The organism is Nitratireductor kimnyeongensis (assembly GCF_019891395.1).
Taxonomy (GTDB): Bacteria; Pseudomonadota; Alphaproteobacteria; order Rhizobiales; family Rhizobiaceae; genus Nitratireductor; species Nitratireductor kimnyeongensis.
In genome coordinates this window covers 2,140,934-2,160,594 of record NZ_CP078143.1, presented here as the reverse complement: position 1 = coordinate 2,160,594, position 19,661 = coordinate 2,140,934, and the positions used below count along the sequence as shown (strand labels likewise).

Here is a 19,661-nt window from a genome sequence, read left to right as displayed (position 1 = left end):
AATTGGCCGGCGCTCCCGACGCCCGGAGGTGAGCCGCTTACTCGCCCTTTTCCACGTGGTTGTTCCTGAGTCTGGTCACCGCGTTTCCATGGGCATCAAAGCCTTCATAGCGGGCAAAGCGCAGGGTGTGGGGGGCGAATTCGGCGTAGCCCTCTGCCGTCACATGGCCGATGGACGAGGTTTTCATGAAATCATGGACGCCAAGCGGCGAGTGGGCGCGCGCCATGCCGGAAGTGGGCAGAACGGCATTGGGGCCCATCGCGTAATTGGCCATGGAGCCTGGTGCATACTCACCAAGCAGGATTTCAGACGCGTTGCGGACCCGGGACAGATATTCGAACGGCGTCTTCGAGAGGATCTGCAAATGCTCCGGCGCATAGTCGTTGATGAAATCGAACGCCTGTTCAGGCGTGTCCGCGAGCACGATGCCACCGCTCGTTCCGCCCAGCACATTGGAGGAATAGCGCACGCGCTCGGCATTCATCTCGGCCCAATATTTCGGTAGCGCCGCCCGCACCTTTTCCGCGATCTCGCGCGACCAGGTGACAAGGAAGTTGGAGCTGTCGCTGCCATGCTCGGCCTCGACCAGAAGATCGAGCGCTGCAATTTCGGGATCGGCTGTCTCATCGGCAAGCACGATGCTTTCTGTGGGACCGGCAGGAAGGCGCGAGGCGATCTGGCCCTGAAGCAGACGCTTGGCGGCAGCGATCCACGGGCTGCCCGGCCCTTCGAATTTGGCGCAGCGCGGCACCGTCTCCGTGCCATAGGCCGCGGCGGCGACGGCCTGGCCTCCACCGGCCTTGTAGACATGCCTGACACCCGCGATGCGCGCGGCAACCAGCGTTGCCGCATCCACCTTGCCATCGGGCCCGGGCGGTGTGAGCACGATGGGCATGGGCACGCCGGCCACCACGGCGGGGATCGCTGTCATCAGCGTCATCGAAGGGAAGGTGCCCTTGCCGCGCGGCGAATAAAGCGCAACGCTGTCGATGGGCGTCGCCCGCTCGCCGACCAGAACGCCGGGGCGGATTTCCTTCATCCACATTTCTTCAGGCCGCTGTGCCTCGTGAAAGCGGCGGATATTGTCGGCGCAGAATTCCAGCGTCTCGATCATCTCGGGATCGAGCGCCTTGAATGCGGCATCGAAGTCTTCCTCGGTCGCCGCAATCTCATGAGGTTCCACCTGCGCCTTGTCGAACAGGCGCGCAAAACGGGAAAGCGCCGCATCGCCCTCTTCGCGGACCGCGTCGATGATGGGAGCGACGTTTTCAAGGAAATGAGTGAGATCGTCTTCCGTTCGCGTGAGCAGCGTCTTGCGCTCATCAGCGGACAGTTTCGACAATTCGTGCCAGGCAACGCGGTTTGACATCTTCACTCTTCCTCAGGTTGTGCTCGGGCGGCTTTGCCGCCCGCGGCACGTATACCCTATTTTTCCCGAAGGCAAAGATGGGAAACGGCTTACCCCAAAGCCCGGCTCGCGAGATAGGCAGCCTTTGCCGGCACGGAAAGCCAGGCCTTCGCCAGCGCCACGCGCTCGGGCGTGTAGTGATGCTCGACATCGAGCATGTTGACGGTGCCGACCAGCGTGTCGCCCAGCACCACCGGCAGGTTGATGACCGAGCCGCAGCCGAGCTTGCCGATCAGCGTGGCGTCGGGGAACACGGTGTCGATGTCGGCCAGCGTGTTGGCGACGAAGCACTCGCGCTTTTTGTGCACGGTTTCGAACCAGCGGTCGTAGTGGATCGGCTTGGTGCCGGAGACGGGATATTCTTCCGGATGCGAGGTGTAGGAACGGCTTGCCGTTTCCGTCTTCATGTCTGCCGTCATGAAGGTGAACAGCTTCGTGCCGACCACGGCACGCGTCAGCTCCAGCAGCGCATCGAAAGGGGCATCCGGGGTCGTGGCGCGTGAAAGCGCACGGTCGAATTCGGCCAGCGGGCCGGTATAGTCAGTCATTTTCGGTCTCTGTTATGCGGGTTGGAGCGTGCCGCCACTGGCGGCGTAGAGTTCGCGCGAATAGGCATCGGAAAGCCGACCCGTCTTCAACGCATCCACCTCTGCGATCTCGACAACACGGCCATGGCGCATGACCGCCATCCGGTCGCAAAGGAAGGAGACCACGGGCAGATTGTGGGTCACCATCAGATAGGTGAGCCCCTGCTCGCGGCGAAGCTTCTTCAACAGGTTGAGGATTTCCGCCTGCACCGACACGTCGAGCGCCGAGGTGGGCTCGTCGAGCAGCATCACGCGTGGCTCCAGCATCAAGGCGCGGGCAATCGCCACGCGCTGCCGTTGGCCGCCTGAAAGCTGGTGCGGGAAGCGGAAGCGGAAACGCTGGTCGAGACCGACCGCGTCGAGCATGTCCTTCACGCGCGTGTCGCGCCCGCCGATGCCGTGCACGGCAAGCGGCTCGGCCAGGCAATCGTCCACCGTCTTGCGCGGATGGAGCGATCCGTAGGGATCCTGAAACACCATCTGGCAGGTTTTAGCGAATTCGCGATCGGGAGCATGGCCGCGCGGCTTTCCGAGCACGGAGATCCTGCCGGTCCAGTCGGGCGCAAGGCCGCTGATGGCCTTGAGGATGGTCGACTTGCCGGAACCTGACTCGCCAACCAGCGCGAAGCTCTCACCCTCGGCGACCGAGAAATTGACATCGAACACCACCGGCGTCTTGCCGTAGCTGATCGACAGGTTTTCGAGATGAATGGCGGCGTTCTTCATGTGCCCGCTCCCGTGGTCCAGGAGCTGCGGTCGAGCACCGGCAGTTCGTCGCGGTTCTCGTCCATGCGCGGCATAGCCGCAAGAAGCCCCTTCGTATAAGGGTGCGTCGCCTTGTGCAGATCGCTGGCCTTGCACGATTCAACGATCTCGCCGCTGTTCATCACGAGGATGCGGTCGCAATAGCGTGAGACGAGGTTCAGATCGTGGCTGATGAGGATCAGCCCCATGCCCTTGCCGGTCACGAGATCGTCGATGATGTCGAGCACCTGCGCCTGCACCGAAACGTCGAGCGCCGAAGTCGGCTCGTCGGCGATCAGAAGGTCGGGTTCGGGGATGAGCATCATCGCAATCATGACGCGCTGGCCCATGCCGCCGGACACCTCATGCGGATAAAGGTTCGCCACCCGCTTCGGCTCGTTGATGCGCACGGCTTCCAGCATGGAAAGCACCCGCGCCTTCAGCTCGCTGCGCGGCAGCTTCTTGTGGGTGAGGAGCGCCTCGCCGATCTGCTCGCCAATGGTCATCACCGGGTTCAACGAGAATTTCGGGTCCTGCATGACCATGGAGATGCGCGCGCCGCGAAGCGCGCGCATCTGCCGTTCGCTCTGCGCCAATAGGTCGATGCCGTCGAAGGTCATCCGATCCGCCGTCACACGGCCCGGCTTGCGGATGAGCCGCAGGATGGAGCGACCCGTCATCGACTTGCCGGAACCGGATTCGCCGACGATGCCCAGACGCTCGCGTCCGAGCGAGAAGGAAATGCCCTTCACCACGTCGACCGGTCCCCTGGATGTGGGGAAGGTGACGGTCAGGTTTTCGATTTCAAGCAGCGGTGCACTCATTGCTTTTCTCCCTGCTTGGGATCGAGCACGTCACGCAGACCGTCACCCAGGAAGCAGAAGCCGAGGCTGACGAGAATGATCGCAAAGCCCGGCATGGTGGCGACCCACCACTGATCGAGGATGAAGTTGCGCCCGCGCGAGATCATCGCGCCCCATTCGGGAAGCGGCGGCTGCGCACCGAGGCCCAGGAAGCCGAGGCCGGCGGCGGTGAGGATGATGCCCGCCATGTCGAGCGTCACGCGGACGATGGTCGAGGACGCGCAGAGCGGCAGCACGTGACGCAGGATGACCCGCGTTGCCGAAGCACCCTGCAGCCTGACCGCCGAGATGAATTCCGAATCCCGGAAGGTGATCGTCTCGGCGCGTGCGATGCGCGCATAGACCGGCCATGCGGTGATGGCGATGGCGATGATGGCGTTTTCGATGCCCGGTCCAAGCGCCGCCACGAAGGCAAGCGCCAGAATGAGCTTCGGCATGGACAGGAAGATATCGGTCACGCCCATCAGGACGCGATCGACCCAGCCGCCGAAATAGCCGGACACCGCACCGATCACGAGGCCGATGGGGGCGGCGATGACGGCCACCATGGTGACGATCAAAAGCGTGATGCGCGCACCGTAGACGACGCGCGAATAGATATCGCGGCCAAGCTCATCCGTGCCCATCCAGTGTTCGGCGGAGGGCGGCATGAGGCGGTTTGCGAGATCCTGCCCAACGGGGGAGTAGGGCGCAATCAGCGGTGCGAAGATCGCCATGACGACCAGCACCAGCACGATCAGCGCGCCGACAACGGCGAGCGGATTGCGCAAAAGCGCGGTCCAGACGCGCCAGGCGCGGCCCAGATTGGCCTGAAGGCGCGAGGTGGGGGAATCGTCGAGAAGCCACTCGATCATCGGCGGGCCCTCGGATCGAGAATGCGATAAAGCACATCGGAAATCTTGTTGATCATGATGAAGACGGCGCCAATCACCAGCGTCGCGCCGAGAACGGCGTTCATGTCGGCGGTCAGAAGCGCGGTCGTGAGATAGTTGCCGATGCCCGGCCACGAGAACACGGTCTCGATCATCACCGACCCTTCCAGCAGCGCCGCATAGGACAGGCCGATCACGGTGATGAGCTGGATGCGGATCGGATAGAACGCATGCCGCCAGATGACGCGGCGCTCCGATACGCCTTTCACGCGCGCCGTGGTGACGTATTCCTGCCCGAGCTGATCGAGCATGAAGGAGCGCGTCATGCGGGCGATATAGGCCAAAGAGAAGAAGCCGAGGATCGATGCCGGCAGCATCAGATGGTCGAGCGCGTTCCAGAAGATATCCCACTCGCCGGCGATCACGCTGTCGATGAGATAGAGCCCGGTCACGGGATCGAGCAGGCCGTCATAGAAGATGTCGACGCGGCCCGGACCGGCAACCCAGCCAAGCCCGGCATAGAAGACGGCGAGACCGACGAGCCCGAGCCAGAAGGCAGGCACCGAATAGCCAAGCAGGCCGAGCACGCGGATCAACTGGTCGATCCAGCTGCCCTGATGGGTGGCGGCGACAACGCCCATGGGCACGCCCAAGACGACACCGATGATGATGCCGATGGTGGCCATTTCCAGCGTCGCGGGGAAGACGCGCGCCAGATCCTCGACCACCGGGCGCCCGGTGGAGATCGACATGCCGAGATCGCCCGTCAGAACGTCGCCCACATAGGCGAAGAACTGCACGATGAGCGGGCGGTCGAGGCCCATGGCCTGACGTGCTGCCTCATAGACCTCCTGTGTCGCCCGGTCGCCAACGACCGAGAGCACGGGATCGATCGGCACGACACGGCCGATAAAGAAGGTGATGGCCAGCAGGCCGAGAAATGTGCCGGCGACGACGATGGCGAAACGAAAAACGCTCGCAGCGCTCTCGAAGGCTCGTCCTGCCAGCATGCTTATGCGTGCGCTGGCGACCCCGGTGGATGGTTCAAACGCCATGGCTTGTTCGCTCTCTGGCCGCGGTTTCTCTGAATGGGTGCCGCAAAACGCGCCCCTCTCCCCTGGCTGACCTGCAAGCCGGCGCGCGCACCACCAAGAAGCCAACAGTCTGTTTTCATGCAGTTTTGCGGCGCGAAAGCCCGTCTCGCGCCCTGCAAAACCTTCAAAAAAGAGCTTGGATCATACAAAAAAATCTGGTTACATCAAAAAAATTTTTGTGAGGGAAAAATCTTTGAGCAGCCAGCCGGCCCGCGCCACATCCGATGTCGACACCAGAATTGGTGTGCTGATCCGCGCCCGCCGAAAGCAGCTCGGCCTCACCCTGCAGCAACTGGGAGAGGCGTCCGGCCTCTCGGTGGGCTATCTGAGCCAGGTGGAGCGCGACAACGCCACGCCGACGCTCGGTTCGCTTGCCGGCATTGCCCGCGCACTGGGTGTCGGGCTCGATTATTTCGTCGCCCAGCCCCGTGCCGAGGATGGGCTGACCCGTGCCGAGAACCGCCAGCAATTTTCAATTGCGGGCTCCTCGATCATCTATGAGCGGCTTGGGACGGAGTTTCCCGGAAGCCAGCTATCCTCCTTCGTGCTTACCGTGCCGCCCGGCTATTCCTCGGAGACAGTGAGCCATGAGGGCGAAGAGCTGATCTACATTCTCGAAGGCACCATCACCCAATATCTCGACGGCGAGGAAATGGTGATGAAGGCCGGCGACAGCCTGCATTATCGCGGCAACACCCCGCATGCCTGGAAGAACACCACCGACACATCGGCCCGCCTTTTGTGGACCGGCACGCTGACCGTGTTCGGCGCCAATGGCCAGACGACCAACCGCATCGAACTGGTTTCGCCGGACAAGGCCTCCGGAAAATCCACACCAAGAACAAGAACAATTCCTGATCCAGAAAAGAGGAGAACGACATGAAACTCTTCAAGGCAGCCCTTCTCGCCGCCGCTCTCACCATGCCGCTTTCGCAGCATGCGCTCGCTGCCACGCCGGACAATGTGCTGGTCGTCGCGCAGAACATTGACGACATCGTCGCCATCGACCCGGCACAGGCCTACGAGTTTTCTTCGGGCGAGCTGGTGACCAACATCTATGACCGGCTCGTGCAGTACGACGCAGAGGACCCGACGGTGCTCGCTCCCGGCCTTGCAGCCGAGTGGGACGCTGATGCGGATGCGAAGACCATCACCTTCACCATGCGCGACGGCGCGACCTTCCATTCGGGCAATCCTGTGCGCGCGGAAGACGTGGCGTTTTCCTTTGCCCGCGTCATCAAGCTAAACCTCACACCCGCCTTCATTCTCGCCCAGCTCGGCTGGACGGCGGAGAATGTGGACCAGATGGTCACCGTCGACGGCAACAAGGTTGTCGTAAAGTATGAGGGCGACTTCTCGCCTGCCTTCGTGCTCAACGTTCTGGCCGCCCGCCCGGCTTCCATCGTCGATGAAAAGACGGTGATGGAGCATGAAGAAAACGGCGACATGGGCAACAAGTGGCTCAATTCGAATTCTGCCGGTTCCGGGCCGTTCAAGATGACTGCCTACCGCCCGGGCGAGCTTGTGCGCATGAGCGCCAATGCCGACTACTTCAAGGGTGCGCCGAAGGTCGAGAATGTCATCATCCGTCACGTGGCGGAAGCAGCAACCCAGCAGCTTCTCCTGCAGTCGGGCGATGTGGACATGGCCCGCAACCTGACGCCGGACCAGATCAACGGCATCAGCGCCGAAAACATCAAGGTCGAGACCTATCCGCAGGCGGCCGTGCATTTCGTTTCCTTCAACCAGAAGACGGAGGCGCTGCAGCCGGAAGCTCTGTGGGAGGCAGCGCGCTACCTCGTCAACTACGAGGGCATGACCGAAAGCTTCCTCAAGGGACAGATGGAGATCCATCAGGCCTTCTGGCCGAAGGGCTTCCCCGGCTCCTATGACGAAACGCCCTACACCTACGATCCGGAGAAGGCGAAGCAGATCCTCGCCGATGCCGGTGTGGAAACGCCGATCAACGTGACGCTCGACGTCATCAACTCGACCCCGTTCACGGACATGGCGCAGTCGCTGCAGGCGAGCTTTGCGGAAGCCGGCATCAATTTCGACATTATCCCCGGCACGGGCTCGCAGGTCATCACCAAGTACCGTGAGCGCAGCCACGAGGCGATGCTGCTCTACTGGGGGCCGGACTTCATGGATCCGCACTCCAATGCCAAGGCCTTCGCCTACAACCGCGACAATTCCGACGACAACTACCAGGCCACCACCACATGGCGGAACGCCTGGGCGGTGCCGGAAGAGATGAACGACCGCACGGCGGCAGCTCTTGCCGAATCCGACGCCGACACGCGCAATGCGATGTATGTCGAGTTGCAGAAGGACGTGCAGGCCAAGTCACCGATCATCATCATGTTCCAGGCCGCCTACCAAGTGGCGATGGACAAGAAGGTGAACGGCTATGTCAACGGCGCCACCTCCGACTTCGTCTACTACCGGCTCGTCACGAAAGACTGATCAAAGCCATAGCATCCGAGGCCGCCCCGCCAGTCGTGGCGGCCTCTTTTCTTTTCAAAGCGCCTCTCTCTCATTTCTGGAGTTTGTCCATGTCCACCACCTCCAACCGGCGGCTTGAGGCCCTGCGCGCGCGCATGCGCGAAACCGGCACCGACCTCGTCGCCATCGGCCCGTCCAGCCACATGATGTATGTGGCGGGCCTCGATCCGCATGGTGACGAACGCCCCGTCATGCTTCTGGTCTCGAAGGATCATGCCGGCTTCCTTATGCCCGCGCTCAATGTCGACAGTTCGCGCCAGAAGACCGACCTGCCCTTCTTCCCCTGGCGCGACGATGACGGCCCGGACGCCGCGCTTGCGGAGCTTCTGAAGGCATCGAACCTGCCGGAGGCCCCGAGCGTCGTGATCGACGAAACGATGCGCGCCGATTTCGCGCTGCTTCTGCTCGACGCGCTGCCGGGCGCAAAGCGCCGTTTCACCGACGACACGGTCGGCCATCTGCGCGCCCGCAAGGACGAAGACGAGTACAAACGCCTGAAGGCGAGCGCAGTGCTCAACGACAAGGCCGCCATGGCCGGGTTCGATGCACTGAAGCAGGGCATCACAGAGCTGGAAGTGGCCGCCGCGATCCGCGATGTCTACAAGGCAGCCGGGGCCGTGCCGGTCTTCACCAGCGTGTGCTTTGGTGGCAATGGTGCGTTCCCCCATCACCACACCGGCGACACGAAGCTGAAAGAAGGCGATGCGGTTCTGATCGACACAGGCGGGCGGCTGGACGGCTACCCCTCCGACATGACGCGCGTCGGCTATTACGGGAAGCCCGATGCCGCGTTCGAGAAGGTTCACGCCATCGTGGAGCGGGCAGTTGCCGCTGCGCTGGCCGCCGCAAAACCGGGCATTGCCGCGAAGGCCATCGACAAGGCCGCACGCGACGTGATCACCGAGGCGGGTTATGGCGAGTACTTCACCCATCGGACCGGCCACGGGCTTGGCATCGACATCCACGAGCCGCCCTACCTGACCGCCACCTCCGAGACCGTTCTCGACGAAGGCATGGTGTTTTCCATCGAGCCCGGCATCTACCTGCCCGGAAAATTCGGCCTGCGGCTGGAAGAGATCGTGATCATGCGCGCCGATGGCGCGGAGATCCTCTCCGACATGCCGCGCAAGGCGCAGATCCGGGGGTAGCACCGAGGGACAACCCCTGTCTGCATGACGCGCCTCTAGCCACGAGGCGCGTTTTTTAACTGGTCCGCCAGAAAGGCAAGGAAGCGCGGATGCGCGCCATAGGCAACGTTTACCCGGATCGCTGCCTTGCCATTTATCGATCTGCCCGGACGAAAGACGCTGCCAGGCGCAAGGAAAATGCTTTGTTCCGATGCTGCGCGGCACAGCGCCATCTCGTCTATTGCATCGGGAAACTCCACCCAGAGATAAAAGCCCGGCGAGACACTCTTGCGGACCGTCAGGCCCAGCGCCTCAAGTCGCGCGAGCGAGGTCTTGTGTGCCTCCTCGACGCGGGATTTCAGCTTGCGCAGATGCCGCAAATACTGGCCGCCCTGGATGAGATGAAACACAAAACGCTCGACATAGTCGGAGGTGGCCACCGTGGTCAGCATCTTCAGATTGCCTAGAGCGCTGATGATCGCGGGATCGCCGGCGACGAAACCACAACGCAGGCTGGCTGAAAGCGTTTTCGAGAAAGTCCCGACATACAGGACCCGGTTGAGCTGATCGAGGGATGCGAGGCGCGGCAGTGTCACGGGCAGGATATCGGCCAGCGCGTCGTTCTCGACGAGCAGAAATCCCCAGCGCTCTGCCAGTTGCATGAGGCCGAACGAAACCGCCGGAGACAAGGTGCTGCCAGTGGGGTTGTGAGCCAGAGATTGCGTGAAGAACACCTTTGGTCTGTGAAGCGCCAGCTTCGCAGCAAGATCTTCCAGATCCGGCCCATCATGGCTTCGGGAAATGCCGATGATCTTGGCCTTGGCGAGAGTCAGCTTCGCAAACAGCGGATAATAGCCCGGATCATCGACGAACACCGTATCGCCCGGCTCAATGAGATGCCGAATGATCAGGTCGAGCCCGTGATTGACCCCATGCGTGAGGAGAAGCCCGTCTGGCTGGGCGGTGATCGAGCGCTCCAGAAGCAGGACACGCAAACGCTCGCGCAGGGGAGCATACCCCCAGGAACTACCGTAGCCGAAATCCACCGTGTCGGCGTCTGCCGTCCTGAAGCTGGAAAAGTATCGTTTGAGCTCCGCGCCCTCCATCCACGAGGCCGGGGGCCTGCCATCACCCGGCCGCACCTCATAGTGCTGGTCAAGCTGCTCACGCAGGAGAGAAACCACGTCCACCGCCGCGGCAACATGCGGAGCGGGGGGCGCAGGCCGATCCAGCTGAAACTGGGCAACATAATAACCAGACCCCGGTCTCGCCTCCAGAAGCCCCCGCGCAACCAGCCTGTCATAGGCTTCTGCCATCGTGTTTTTGGAAACGCCATGCTCCCGCGCAGCCTGGCGCACGGAGGGCAACCGCTCTCCCGGCTTATAAGCACCGGCAGCGAGCAGCCCGCTCACATGCTGGACAATTCGATCGACGCGGGAAAAGCGTGTATCGGCTGCGGTCATCACGTATTGTCCCATTTTTATAACAGGGACAGTCATCGCCTATTTGCGCCAAACTGTCCCTTGATTGTCCCAGTGAATTTTATGACAATTCCGCTTTATGATCAAACTTGCTGTCTTGGGAGGAAACAATGACAGATTTGAAGAGACGCCGTTTTCTGACGGCTTCCGCATTGGGTGGTGCAGCAACGTTGGCCATGCCGGCAGTGGCACGCGCAGAGGACACCGTGCAGTGGCGCATGCAGGCCCTGTGGGATGGCGGAACCACACCCTTTGAGTTCGAAAAGAAATTCGTCGAACGCGTTGCCGAGCTTACCGATGGCAAGTTCGACATCAAGCTGTTCTCGGCGGGGCAGCTCGTGCCGGCCAACCAGGCATTCGATGCGGTCCGCAGCGGCGCATTTCAGATGATGAAGACTTTTGACGGCTATGAAGCCGGAAAAATTCCGTCATTCGCCTTCACTTCGACCATCCCGTTCGGGTTCCCGGACGCCGACCAGTATGAAGCCTGGTTCTATGAACTCGGCGGCCTGGACATGGCCCGCGAAGCCTATGGCAAGGCCGGCCTCACCTACGTCGCGCCGACCGTTTATGGCGAAGAGCCGATGCATTCGACCGTCAAGATCGAGAGCATTGCAGACATGGCCGGCAAGAAGGGCCGTTTCGTCGGCCTCGCCTCCGCCGTCATGGGTGATCTCGGTGTGGCGGTGACGCCGATGGCGACGGCGGAAGTCTATTCCGGCCTGGAAAAGGGTCTGATCGACTTCGCCGACCGTGGCGATCTCACTGCCAACTACGAGGCAGGTCTCGCAGAAGTCGCGAAATTCATCATTCTGCCCGGCGTCCACCAGCCGACCACGGCGACCAGCTACGTGGCGAATTCGGCGGCCTATGACGCATTGCCGGACAACTACAAGGCGGCTCTCGCCGTCGCTGCCCGCGAGATTTCGGGCTCCCTGCGCCAGCGCATCATCGTGCAGAACAGCCAGGTGCTCGACAAATACCGCGAACAAGGGGTCGAAGTGGTCTATCTCGATCCAGCAGATGTGGCCGAGGCCCGTTCCAAGGCCGTTGATTCCTGGAAAGTTGCCGCGAAGGAAGATCCGCTGGCGACAAAGATCGTCGATAGCCAGATCGATTTCATGCAGTCACTCGGTCTCATCTGACCCTTGTTTCGGGCGGGCGGTCACCACGCCGCCCGCTACCAACCTCAGGCTGAATATCAGTTCCATGCAGGCAGTTTGCGCCCTTGTCACCGGTGTGAACCGGGTTCTTTTCGTTGTCGCCGCGGTGATCATCTTCGCGGTCGTGCCGATGCTCCTCTACGAGGTGATCGCGCGCTATGCTTTTGATGCGCCCACCGTCTGGGCGATGGAAGCCAGCACGCTTGTGTTCGGTCCTCATTTCATGCTGGCCGGGCCTTACCTGCTGCATCTGCGCGGCCATGTGGCAGTGGACATTGTGAGCGAGAAGGCTCCCGCGCCGGCGCGCCGTATGCTCGATGTTTTCGCATTTCTGGTGATTGCCGTTTTCGCCGCGGTTTTCGCGGCCGTGAGCTGGCCACTGGCGATAAATGCCTGGTCGCTTGGAGAGACGAGTTTTTCTGCCTGGAATCCACCCATCTGGTGGCTGAAATTCGTGGTGCCCTTCGCCTTTGTCATGCTGTGCGCCCAGGCGCTGGTCGAGGCGGTCTTCGCCCTGCGCAATGATGCACACGCGGAGGCACGACCATGAGCTCCCAACTCGTGCTGGTCATCATGTTCGCGAGCCTGGTCGGGCTTCTTCTGACCGGCCTTCCGCTCGCTTTCACGCTGGGCGCGCTCGCGCTTGTCTTCACGATCACCCTTTGGGGACCGGCAGCCCTTTCCGTCACCGTTCTCAATCTCTTCGACACGATGCAGTCGGAATCGCTGCTCGCCATTCCGCTTTACGTGATGATGGCCAGTGTGCTGCAGCGCTCCGGCGTGATCGAAAGTCTGTACAAGGCAATGGAGTTGTGGTCGCGCCGCCTGCCCGGCGGGCTTGCCGTCGGCACCATCGCCATCTGCACGATCATCGCGGCGATGACGGGTATTGTCGGCGCCGCTGTTGCCGCCATGGGCATGCTCGCCCTGCCCTCGATGCTGAAGCGCAACTACCAACCGGAGCTGGCCATCGGAACGATCTGCGCCGGCGGCACACTCGGCATCCTCATTCCGCCTTCCGTCATCACGATCGTCTATGCCGTCACCGCGCAAGCCTCGATCGGCCAGATGTTCATCGCCGGTGTCGTTCCAGGGCTTCTGCTTGCCTCGCTTTACATCGGTTACATCGTGCTGCGGGCTGCGCTCAATCCGGCCATCGCCCCACGCCCGGAAGAGAATGAGGACATCACCTGGGCCATGCGCATCGCGGCGCTGAAGTCGCTCATCCTGCCAATGCTGATCATCGTTGGCGTGCTGGGCACCATCTATATGGGCATTGCCACACCGACCGAAGCCGCTGCCGTGGGCGTTGCGCTGGCCTTCGTTTCCGCCCTGATCGAGCGCCGCTTCGGCTGGGAACTGCTACGCGGGGTCGGCATGGATGTGGTCAAGGTCACGACCATGATCCTCTGGATCACCATCGGCGCGCGGGCCTTCGTCGCTATCTTCACCGGCACCGGCGGCGCCGACTTCCTGCTTGGTTTCATTCAGGACATGGACGCCAATCGCTGGATCGTCCTGGCCGTCATGTTGGCGATCCTGTTCTTTCTCGGCATGTTCCTTGATGAGATCGGCATCATCCTGCTTTGCGTGCCCGTCTTCCTGCCGGTCATCGACTTTCTGGATTTCGACCGGCTCTGGTTCGGCATTCTGTTCCTCGTCTCCGCGCAGATGGCCTATATCTCCCCGCCCTTCGGTTACACGCTCTTTTACATGAAGGGCGTTTTGCCGGCCGGGATTGGCATGGGGACGGTCTACCGGGCCATCATCCCGTTCATGCTGCTTCAGGCGTTCGGCATCCTGATCTGCGCGCTGTTCCCGGAGCTGGTGCTCTGGCTTCCCAAAACCATGATTCAGTAACCACAGGACATAAGATGAGCGACGTCCAATCGTCCCGTATTGAAGGCCTTCACAAGATGACACCCGCGGAACGGCTTCAGGCCGTTGCGCGGCAGGCGCAGTTGGGCAACGAGGCCATGGCAAGCCTCGCGGCAGCAGCCGAGGGACAAATCGAACTCGCCGACCGCCTTGTCGAAAACGCCATCACCACCATGGCCATTCCGGTGGGCATCGCCACCAACATGATCGTCGACGGACGCGAGGTTCTGGTGCCTATGGCAACGGAAGAATCCTCCGTCGTGGCCGCCGTCTGCAACGCAGCCAAGCGCTGCAGGCCCACAGGCGGCTTCTTCACCTCGGCCACCGGCCCCGTCATGGCCGCGCAGATCCAGCTTCTCGGCGCAAGCGACCCCGAGAATGTCCGGCTGAAAGTTTATGAGCGGTTCGAGGAAATCCGCGCGATCTGCGACGAAACCGATCCACTTCTCGTCAAATTCGGCGGTGGTTTCCGCGACATCGATGTGCGCGTCATCGACAGCGACGAAGGGCCGATGACCATCGTGCACATCATCGTCGACACGCGCGACGCGATGGGCGCAAACGCCGTCAACAGCATGGCCGAAGCCTTGGCCCCGCGGCTCGCCGAATGGACCGGTGCCCGGACATTGCTGCGCATTTTGACCAATCTGGCAGACCGGCGCGTGGTGCGCGCACGCGCCGTGTGGACGCTTGATGAAATCGGCGGCGCGCAGGTGCGTGACGATATGCTTTCCGCCTATCGTTTTGCCGATGCGGACCCCTACCGCGCGGCGACCCACAACAAGGGCATCATGAATGGCGTCAGCGCTGTCGTGCTGGCAACCGGCAACGACACCCGCGCCATCGAGGCGGGCGCGCACGCATATGCCGCGCGCAGCGGCCGCTATCGCTCCATGTCGCGCTGGGAAAGGGACCAAGACGGCAATCTGGTCGGCATTCTGGAAATGCCGATGGCCGTGGGCCTGATTGGCGGCGCCACAAAGGTGCACCCGACCGCACAGGCCCATCTGAAACTGCTCGGCGTCGAAACCGCCGACGCACTGGCCCGCATCATCGTTTCCATCGGACTTGCGCAAAACTTTGCCGCCATGCGCGCGCTTGCCACGACTGGCATTCAGAAGGGGCACATGGCGCTGCACGCGCAGAATGTCGCGCTGATGGTCGGTGCGGTGGGCGACGAGATCGATCTGGTGACAAGCGAACTCAAAGCCCTCGGCAAGGTGCGGCAGGATCTGGCCGAAGAGATCCTCAACCGCATTCGGGGCGAACGGTGAGCACACAGGTCTCCATCGTCGAGGTTGCCCCACGGGACGGGTTGCAGGCGCGCAAGGAGCACATCGAAACCGCCCACCGCATCGAACTGGTCGAGCGGCTGCGCCGCTCCGGAGTGGCACGGATGGAGGTGGGCGCCTTCGTTTCGCCGCAGCGTGTGCCACGCATGGCGGACACCGCCGAGGTCATGAATGCAGTCGGCGCGTCGGAACGCGCTGGCGACATGGTGCTGGTCGCAAATGAACGGGGGCTGGAACAGGCGCTTGAGGAAGGCGCGCGCGCCATCGCCGTTTTTACCGCGGCAAGCGATGCTTTCGCCGAAAAGAACATCGGCTCCACGGTCGCCGCTTCACTCGAACGCTTCGCGCTCATCGTCACACGCGCGCGCTACGCGGGCGTCTTTGTCCGCGGCTACGTCTCCACCATTACCGACTGTCCCTATGCCGGCCCGGTGGATCCCATTGCCGTTGCGCCGGTGGCCAAAGCCCTGCGCGACATGGGCTGCCAGGAAATCGCTCTCGGCGAAACACTGGGAAAGGCGACGCCAGCGCGCATCGCCGCCGTGGTTGAAGCGGTAGCAAGGGAGGTTCCGATAAGTGCGATTGCAGCGCATTTCCACGACACCTACGGCATGGGCATTGCCAATGTATGGGAGGCGGTGAGGCTCGGCATTCGCACCGTCGACGCGGCGGCGGGTGGCCTTGGCGGCTGCCCGTTCGCGCCCGGGGCTGCAGGCAATGTGGCGACCGAAGATGTGGTTTATCTTCTGAATGGCCAGGGCATGGAAACTGGCATCGCGCTCGATCCGCTGCTGGATGCCGTTTCTTTCTGCGCGACCACGATGGGCATCGCCCCCACAAGCCGGGTCTACAAGGCGCTGCGCTCTGTGGCGCGTTGACTCATATCGAACTCCCGTTATTTATACAGCGTATAATTATGGGGATTTCGAATGGTCACTGGTCACGTATTCATTGCCACGAGCCTCGATGGCTTTATTGCCCGTGAGAATGGAGATATCGACTGGCTGCTCAAGCACGACCAAGCTGATGAAGATCATGGCTATGACGCGTTCATAAATGAGATCGACGTCATCGTGATGGGGCGCGGCACCTATGAAGCAGTCCGCAGCATGGGCGCGTGGTTCTACAACCGTCCGGTGCTGGTTCTCTCAAGACGGCTTGCGCAACAAGACGTGCCACAGGAACTTAGCGGAAAGGTGCGCTTTTCGGACAAATCCCCTGAAGAGGCGATGGTGATGCTGACCTCCGAGGGGGCACGCCGCGCCTATGTGGATGGCGGGCAGGTCATTCAATCCTTTCTCGAACGCGACATGATCAGCGACATGGTGATCACGCGCGTGCCAATCCTTCTGGGTAAGGGGCGGCCTCTGTTTGGCGGTGGTCCCCGCGATGTGGCTCTGGCGCACAAGGGCACAAGATCTTTCCCTTCCGGACTGGTTCAGTCTCACTATGAGGTCGTCAGGTGATGACAAGGCGGCGCGGTCGGCCACCCGCCGACGGAAGGATTGTTTCTCCCGATTGCATTCTCTCGGAAGCCTTGGAAATACTCCATGCCGAGGGCCTCACCGGCCTGACAATGCGCGCGCTGGCAACGCGCGTGGGCATCAATCCCATGACCATCTACCATCACTTCAAAGATCGGGACGGGCTCATCAAGGCTCTGGCAGAGCGTGCATATGCGGACGTGGCAGCGCCGGAATCGGGTGATGATCTAGCGCGCGCGCACGCTCTCCTCATGGCTTACTACTCCAAGGTTGTCCTTTATCCGGCATTGACCCTGGCGATATTTGCCCAGCCGGCCATTTTCCCCGAACACGCCCGAAGGATCACCAATGAACTGTCCCGTTTGTTAAACGGAGACGAGAATGCCGTGCGTTGGACACACATACTCGTCGACTATGCGCACGGTGCGGCACTCGCAGTGGCCAGCCGCGATGGACATGCAGAGGACCAGCGCTCAAAAGAAGCAATGTTCCACGACTTCGAGATCGGACTTGCCGAACTTCTGGCGGTATTTGGGAAGTGTCTGAAAGGCGACCCCGCCTGCCGCGCCCGCGCGGAGGCGCCGTCGTCGTTTGGCACCGGACCTTAGCCAGTCCGGGAGATTAACCGGGACAGTCAGGAATTGGCGAGAACTCAAGACCTTGCGGAAACCGTGGCGCGGGGCTCGGCGGTAAATCCTTCTCACAGAACCAGCGCCGAATGGGGAAGAGGCACTCTCGCAAGCTATCGGAGTGCATGAACGCCACCTCCCCGCGAGGGTGTTCGGGCACCCGGTCGCCGAGCGAAGGCTTCATAAATAGCCCGATTTGGGACATGCCGGCGGCTATGCGGAGAGTATGAGCTTCGCCAATCACCGACTGGGGGCCGCCGAACCCACACCCATGGCACTAGCCCGCGTCTAGAAACGTTCTGGTTCTGATACATCCCCTCAACGGGGTGGATCTGTCCATGTCCTGTCTCTGATGCGAGAGCGCTTGGCTTTATTTAGATAATGGCTTATATAAAGAATCGTTAATTAAGAGAGCCATCGCTTTGACGCCCGATCTCGCTTTTGCCGCGCTTGCCGACCCAACCCGCCGCGCCATCGTCGCACATCTCGCGAATGGTGAAGCGACGGTCGGAGAAATCGCCCGGCCCTTTGCCGTGAGCCAACCGGCTATTTCGCACCACCTCAAGGTTCTCGAAGAGGCCGGGCTCATTACGCGTCGGGTGGATGGTACCCGCCGACCATGCCGCCTTGCCGATGGCGCCCTTGAAGAGATTGAAGGATGGCTCGCGTTGCTGCGTCGTGGCCTAGAAGCCAATTACGACCGCCTCGACGCTGTGCTCGGTGAGATGGCGATGGAAGAGGCATCAAGGGAAAAGGACTGAGTATGACCAACGCCCCCCTTTCAATTGAACTCGACGGCGAGACCAGCCTTACCGTTACACGTCGTTTCCATCATCCGCCTGCCTTGGTCTATCGCGCGCATACCGACCCGGAGCTTGTGCAAAGATGGATGCTCGGTCCGCCCGGATGGTCCATGCCGGTCTGTGAGATGGACGTGCGCCCCGGCGGTGCGTTCCGACACGAATACAGCAATGGGGCCGGAGCCCGTTTTGCCATTGTCGGTGAATATGTGGCGCTGGAGCCCGACCGTCGGATTGTCCATGTGGAGCGGATGCTGATGCCGGACCCCACACCGGACAACACCATCGACACACTGTTCGAACCCGACGGTGCAGGAACGAGAATGCTGCTTCGCATGTCCCTGCCCGACGCGGGGAGCCGCAAGGCGATGCTCGAGACCGGAATGGCCGACGGGATGGAGGCCAGTTACGCCAACCTCGACGCGCTGAACGTGGCCGAACTTGAAGGCTGAGAGGGCGTGTTGTTGAACGATCGCACGACAATGACAGGTCTGGCACCTGATGTTAAAAGCATGGTTCTAGCCGCATCGTCAGGCGCGGCTTTTCTTCTCCTGATCGCATTGCATTTGCTGCGCCGGGATTTGGACCCGACCTGGGTCTTCCTCAGCGATTACATGCTTGGCAACTGGGGCTGGCTGATGCGCCTTGCCTTCATGGCGATGGCGCTGGCGCTCGGAAGCTCGGCGGTGATCCTGGCCGCCCTTCTTGGCGGGTGGGTTCGCTGGCTTGTATCAGGTCTGCTGGGTTTGGCAGCGTTCGGAATGGTTGTCGGAGGAACGTTTCCGCCCGATCCCACCGGAACCCCGATAGAGGCGCTGACAGGAACCGGAACCCTGCACATGATCGGGGCCTCGCTGGATTTCACTCCCATTGCAGCCCTGATTGGAAGCATTGCCTTGGCACGCCAGTCAGGCTGGCGCGGGGCTGCGTTGGGGCTGCTCGCGACATCTCTTTTCACAGTTGTTGTGATGGTGGCGTTTGTTATCTCCATGCCGCCCGATCACGTATTCGGACATGAAACACGCAGCGCTCTCATCGGTCGCATGCAATGGGCAAGCTATTTTACCTGGTTTGTTGCGCTGGCTTTCGTGGCCTACAGCGGACGACCTGAAGATCGTGCGCAGCAATGGGGCATCGAACCGTGACCGAAGACCTTGAGAATTTCCTTGAAAGCCGTGTTCAGCAACAGTTTCACGCAATTGTCCGCGCCTTCGTTTCGCAGATGGCGCGTGTTGCGCCAGAGGCCTCCTTTCGCATGCGCGGAGGGACGGAGACGTACTATTCAGTGCCCGTCTTCAAAATGAACAGAGACATTGTGGCGATCAGTCCGACAAAGACTTGCGTCACGTTCTCTTTCACGAGGGGCGCCCATTTTGACGATCCGTTCGGCATGTTGCGTGGGTCCGGCAAGCATTCCAGAACCGTGCAGGTCAAAACGATGGAAAAATACCCGGAAGAACCGCTCCGGCATTATATCCGCCAAGCGATTGAATTGGACATGAGCTGACGCGCGGGGCACGCCCGCCGTTTGTCAAAAGAGGAACCAAACATTCTTTTGAAGCGCTGCATCTGACGGACTGAGCTCCAAAACGCCGGTTTTCGGCTACGCTCGATCGACTGAGCGCGATCGCGTCAGACACTTCGCTTTCGCTGGCAGATAGATAAAGAATACTCCAGACTCTATCTGCAAGAGCGAAGCACTCCCAAGCCCTATTACAGACATCCTCGAAAGAA

The 19,661-nt window shown here is 61.4% G+C and carries 21 protein-coding genes; 14 read left to right on the top strand and 7 right to left on the bottom strand.

Going from position 1 to position 19,661, the window contains the following annotated elements:
* Nucleotides 1-37: 37 nt before the first annotated feature.
* The 6 genes from hisD to KW403_RS10265 form a co-directional block, all read right to left on the bottom strand.
* Nucleotides 38-1,369: a histidinol dehydrogenase gene (gene hisD / locus KW403_RS10290; RefSeq protein WP_223019402.1), complete on the bottom strand. Its 1,332-nt coding sequence runs from the start codon at nucleotides 1,367-1,369 to the stop codon at nucleotides 38-40.
* A gap of 89 nt (nucleotides 1,370-1,458) precedes the next feature.
* The gene (locus KW403_RS10285; protein ID WP_223004620.1) at nucleotides 1,459-1,956 is read right to left on the bottom strand and encodes a GAF domain-containing protein; all 498 of its coding nucleotides are present in this window, start codon (nucleotides 1,954-1,956) and stop codon (nucleotides 1,459-1,461) included.
* A gap of 12 nt (nucleotides 1,957-1,968) precedes the next feature.
* On the bottom strand, nucleotides 1,969-2,721 hold the full coding sequence (locus tag KW403_RS10280) for an ABC transporter ATP-binding protein (RefSeq protein ID WP_223019401.1): 753 nt from the start codon (nucleotides 2,719-2,721) through the stop codon (nucleotides 1,969-1,971).
* Entirely contained in the window at nucleotides 2,718-3,563 is an 846-nt protein-coding gene (locus KW403_RS10275) for an ABC transporter ATP-binding protein (RefSeq protein WP_223019400.1), read from the bottom strand. The genes KW403_RS10280 and KW403_RS10275 overlap by 4 nt, the downstream gene beginning before the upstream one ends.
* Nucleotides 3,560-4,456 carry an ABC transporter permease gene (locus KW403_RS10270; RefSeq protein ID WP_223019399.1) on the bottom strand — a complete coding sequence of 299 codons (897 nt, stop codon included), beginning with the start codon at nucleotides 4,454-4,456 and terminating at the stop codon, nucleotides 3,560-3,562. Before KW403_RS10270 ends, KW403_RS10275 begins: the two co-directional genes overlap by 4 nt.
* Nucleotides 4,453-5,529: an ABC transporter permease gene (locus tag KW403_RS10265; RefSeq protein WP_378596428.1), complete on the bottom strand. Its 1,077-nt coding sequence runs from the start codon at nucleotides 5,527-5,529 to the stop codon at nucleotides 4,453-4,455. The genes KW403_RS10270 and KW403_RS10265 overlap by 4 nt, the downstream gene beginning before the upstream one ends.
* 232 nt (nucleotides 5,530-5,761) lie before the next feature.
* Between KW403_RS10265 and KW403_RS10260 the strand changes: the two genes are divergently transcribed.
* The 3 genes from KW403_RS10260 (at nucleotide 5,762) to KW403_RS10250 (ending at nucleotide 9,221) form a co-directional block, all read left to right on the top strand.
* Nucleotides 5,762-6,451 (top strand): helix-turn-helix domain-containing protein, encoded by a 690-nt coding sequence (locus KW403_RS10260; RefSeq protein ID WP_223019398.1) that lies wholly within the window; start codon nucleotides 5,762-5,764, stop codon nucleotides 6,449-6,451.
* The gene (locus tag KW403_RS10255; protein WP_223019397.1) at nucleotides 6,448-8,034 is read left to right on the top strand and encodes an ABC transporter substrate-binding protein; all 1,587 of its coding nucleotides are present in this window, start codon (nucleotides 6,448-6,450) and stop codon (nucleotides 8,032-8,034) included. Before KW403_RS10260 ends, KW403_RS10255 begins: the two co-directional genes overlap by 4 nt.
* Nucleotides 8,035-8,123: 89 nt before the next feature.
* Nucleotides 8,124-9,221 (top strand): M24 family metallopeptidase, encoded by a 1,098-nt coding sequence (locus KW403_RS10250; protein ID WP_223019396.1) that lies wholly within the window; start codon nucleotides 8,124-8,126, stop codon nucleotides 9,219-9,221.
* A 35-nt stretch (nucleotides 9,222-9,256) separates the two neighbouring features.
* Here the strand turns inward: KW403_RS10250 and KW403_RS10245 are convergent, their stop codons facing one another.
* The gene (locus KW403_RS10245; RefSeq protein ID WP_223019395.1) at nucleotides 9,257-10,663 is read right to left on the bottom strand and encodes an aminotransferase-like domain-containing protein; all 1,407 of its coding nucleotides are present in this window, start codon (nucleotides 10,661-10,663) and stop codon (nucleotides 9,257-9,259) included.
* Between the two features lie 128 nt (nucleotides 10,664-10,791).
* Here KW403_RS10245 and dctP point away from each other — a divergent pair, with 128 nt between their 5' ends.
* The 11 genes from dctP to KW403_RS10190 all read left to right on the top strand — a co-directional run bounded on the left by dctP (nucleotide 10,792) and on the right by KW403_RS10190 (nucleotide 19,434).
* Entirely contained in the window at nucleotides 10,792-11,826 is a 1,035-nt protein-coding gene (gene dctP, locus KW403_RS10240) for a TRAP transporter substrate-binding protein DctP (protein ID WP_223019394.1), read from the top strand.
* A gap of 64 nt (nucleotides 11,827-11,890) precedes the next feature.
* Complete coding sequence (locus KW403_RS10235) at nucleotides 11,891-12,394, top strand: TRAP transporter small permease subunit (protein WP_223019393.1); 504 nt, start codon at nucleotides 11,891-11,893, stop codon at nucleotides 12,392-12,394.
* Nucleotides 12,391-13,704, top strand: a complete 1,314-nt coding sequence (locus tag KW403_RS10230) for a TRAP transporter large permease (protein WP_223019392.1) — start codon at nucleotides 12,391-12,393, stop codon at nucleotides 13,702-13,704. The genes KW403_RS10235 and KW403_RS10230 overlap by 4 nt, the downstream gene beginning before the upstream one ends.
* 14 nt (nucleotides 13,705-13,718) lie before the next feature.
* Nucleotides 13,719-14,996: a hydroxymethylglutaryl-CoA reductase, degradative gene (locus KW403_RS10225; RefSeq protein WP_223019391.1), complete on the top strand. Its 1,278-nt coding sequence runs from the start codon at nucleotides 13,719-13,721 to the stop codon at nucleotides 14,994-14,996.
* Nucleotides 14,993-15,892, top strand: coding sequence for a hydroxymethylglutaryl-CoA lyase (locus KW403_RS10220; protein ID WP_223019390.1), 900 nt, complete (start codon nucleotides 14,993-14,995; stop codon nucleotides 15,890-15,892). The genes KW403_RS10225 and KW403_RS10220 overlap by 4 nt, the downstream gene beginning before the upstream one ends.
* A gap of 51 nt (nucleotides 15,893-15,943) precedes the next feature.
* A complete protein-coding gene (locus tag KW403_RS10215; RefSeq protein ID WP_223019389.1) occupies nucleotides 15,944-16,480 on the top strand; it encodes a dihydrofolate reductase family protein in 537 nt (178 codons plus the stop codon).
* A complete protein-coding gene (locus KW403_RS10210; protein ID WP_246637743.1) occupies nucleotides 16,480-17,106 on the top strand; it encodes a TetR/AcrR family transcriptional regulator in 627 nt (208 codons plus the stop codon). The genes KW403_RS10215 and KW403_RS10210 overlap by 1 nt, the downstream gene beginning before the upstream one ends.
* A 443-nt stretch (nucleotides 17,107-17,549) precedes the next feature.
* Nucleotides 17,550-17,888: an ArsR/SmtB family transcription factor gene (locus KW403_RS10205; protein WP_223019387.1), complete on the top strand. Its 339-nt coding sequence runs from the start codon at nucleotides 17,550-17,552 to the stop codon at nucleotides 17,886-17,888.
* 2 nt (nucleotides 17,889-17,890) lie between these two features.
* Nucleotides 17,891-18,379 (top strand): SRPBCC domain-containing protein, encoded by a 489-nt coding sequence (locus KW403_RS10200; RefSeq protein ID WP_223019386.1) that lies wholly within the window; start codon nucleotides 17,891-17,893, stop codon nucleotides 18,377-18,379.
* 12 nt (nucleotides 18,380-18,391) lie between these two features.
* Nucleotides 18,392-19,072 (top strand): DUF998 domain-containing protein, encoded by a 681-nt coding sequence (locus KW403_RS10195; RefSeq protein WP_223019385.1) that lies wholly within the window; start codon nucleotides 18,392-18,394, stop codon nucleotides 19,070-19,072.
* Complete coding sequence (locus KW403_RS10190) at nucleotides 19,069-19,434, top strand: DUF1801 domain-containing protein (RefSeq protein ID WP_223019384.1); 366 nt, start codon at nucleotides 19,069-19,071, stop codon at nucleotides 19,432-19,434. The genes KW403_RS10195 and KW403_RS10190 overlap by 4 nt, the downstream gene beginning before the upstream one ends.
* Nucleotides 19,435-19,661 lie beyond the last annotated feature (227 nt).

Bases quoted from the DNA above. Each gene is read 5' to 3' on its own strand.
- KW403_RS10280 (WP_223019401.1), bottom strand. From the start codon at position 2,721: ATGAAGAACGCCGCCATTCATCTCGAAAACCTGTCGATCAGCTACGGC.
- KW403_RS10255 (WP_223019397.1), top strand. From the start codon at position 6,448: ATGAAACTCTTCAAGGCAGCCCTTCTCGCCGCCGCTCTCACCATGCCG.
- KW403_RS10210 (WP_246637743.1), top strand. From the start codon at position 16,480: ATGACAAGGCGGCGCGGTCGGCCACCCGCCGACGGAAGGATTGTTTCT.
- KW403_RS10270 (WP_223019399.1), bottom strand. From the start codon at position 4,456: ATGATCGAGTGGCTTCTCGACGATTCCCCCACCTCGCGCCTTCAGGCC.
- KW403_RS10235 (WP_223019393.1), top strand. From the start codon at position 11,891: ATGCAGGCAGTTTGCGCCCTTGTCACCGGTGTGAACCGGGTTCTTTTC.
- KW403_RS10200 (WP_223019386.1), top strand. From the start codon at position 17,891: ATGACCAACGCCCCCCTTTCAATTGAACTCGACGGCGAGACCAGCCTT.
- KW403_RS10265 (WP_378596428.1), bottom strand. From the start codon at position 5,529: ATGGCGTTTGAACCATCCACCGGGGTCGCCAGCGCACGCATAAGCATG.
- KW403_RS10215 (WP_223019389.1), top strand. From the start codon at position 15,944: ATGGTCACTGGTCACGTATTCATTGCCACGAGCCTCGATGGCTTTATT.
- hisD (WP_223019402.1), bottom strand. From the start codon at position 1,369: ATGTCAAACCGCGTTGCCTGGCACGAATTGTCGAAACTGTCCGCTGAT.
- KW403_RS10225 (WP_223019391.1), top strand. From the start codon at position 13,719: ATGAGCGACGTCCAATCGTCCCGTATTGAAGGCCTTCACAAGATGACA.
- KW403_RS10230 (WP_223019392.1), top strand. From the start codon at position 12,391: ATGAGCTCCCAACTCGTGCTGGTCATCATGTTCGCGAGCCTGGTCGGG.
- dctP (WP_223019394.1), top strand. From the start codon at position 10,792: ATGACAGATTTGAAGAGACGCCGTTTTCTGACGGCTTCCGCATTGGGT.
- KW403_RS10285 (WP_223004620.1), bottom strand. From the start codon at position 1,956: ATGACTGACTATACCGGCCCGCTGGCCGAATTCGACCGTGCGCTTTCA.
- KW403_RS10245 (WP_223019395.1), bottom strand. From the start codon at position 10,663: ATGACCGCAGCCGATACACGCTTTTCCCGCGTCGATCGAATTGTCCAG.
- KW403_RS10250 (WP_223019396.1), top strand. From the start codon at position 8,124: ATGTCCACCACCTCCAACCGGCGGCTTGAGGCCCTGCGCGCGCGCATG.
- KW403_RS10275 (WP_223019400.1), bottom strand. From the start codon at position 3,563: ATGAGTGCACCGCTGCTTGAAATCGAAAACCTGACCGTCACCTTCCCC.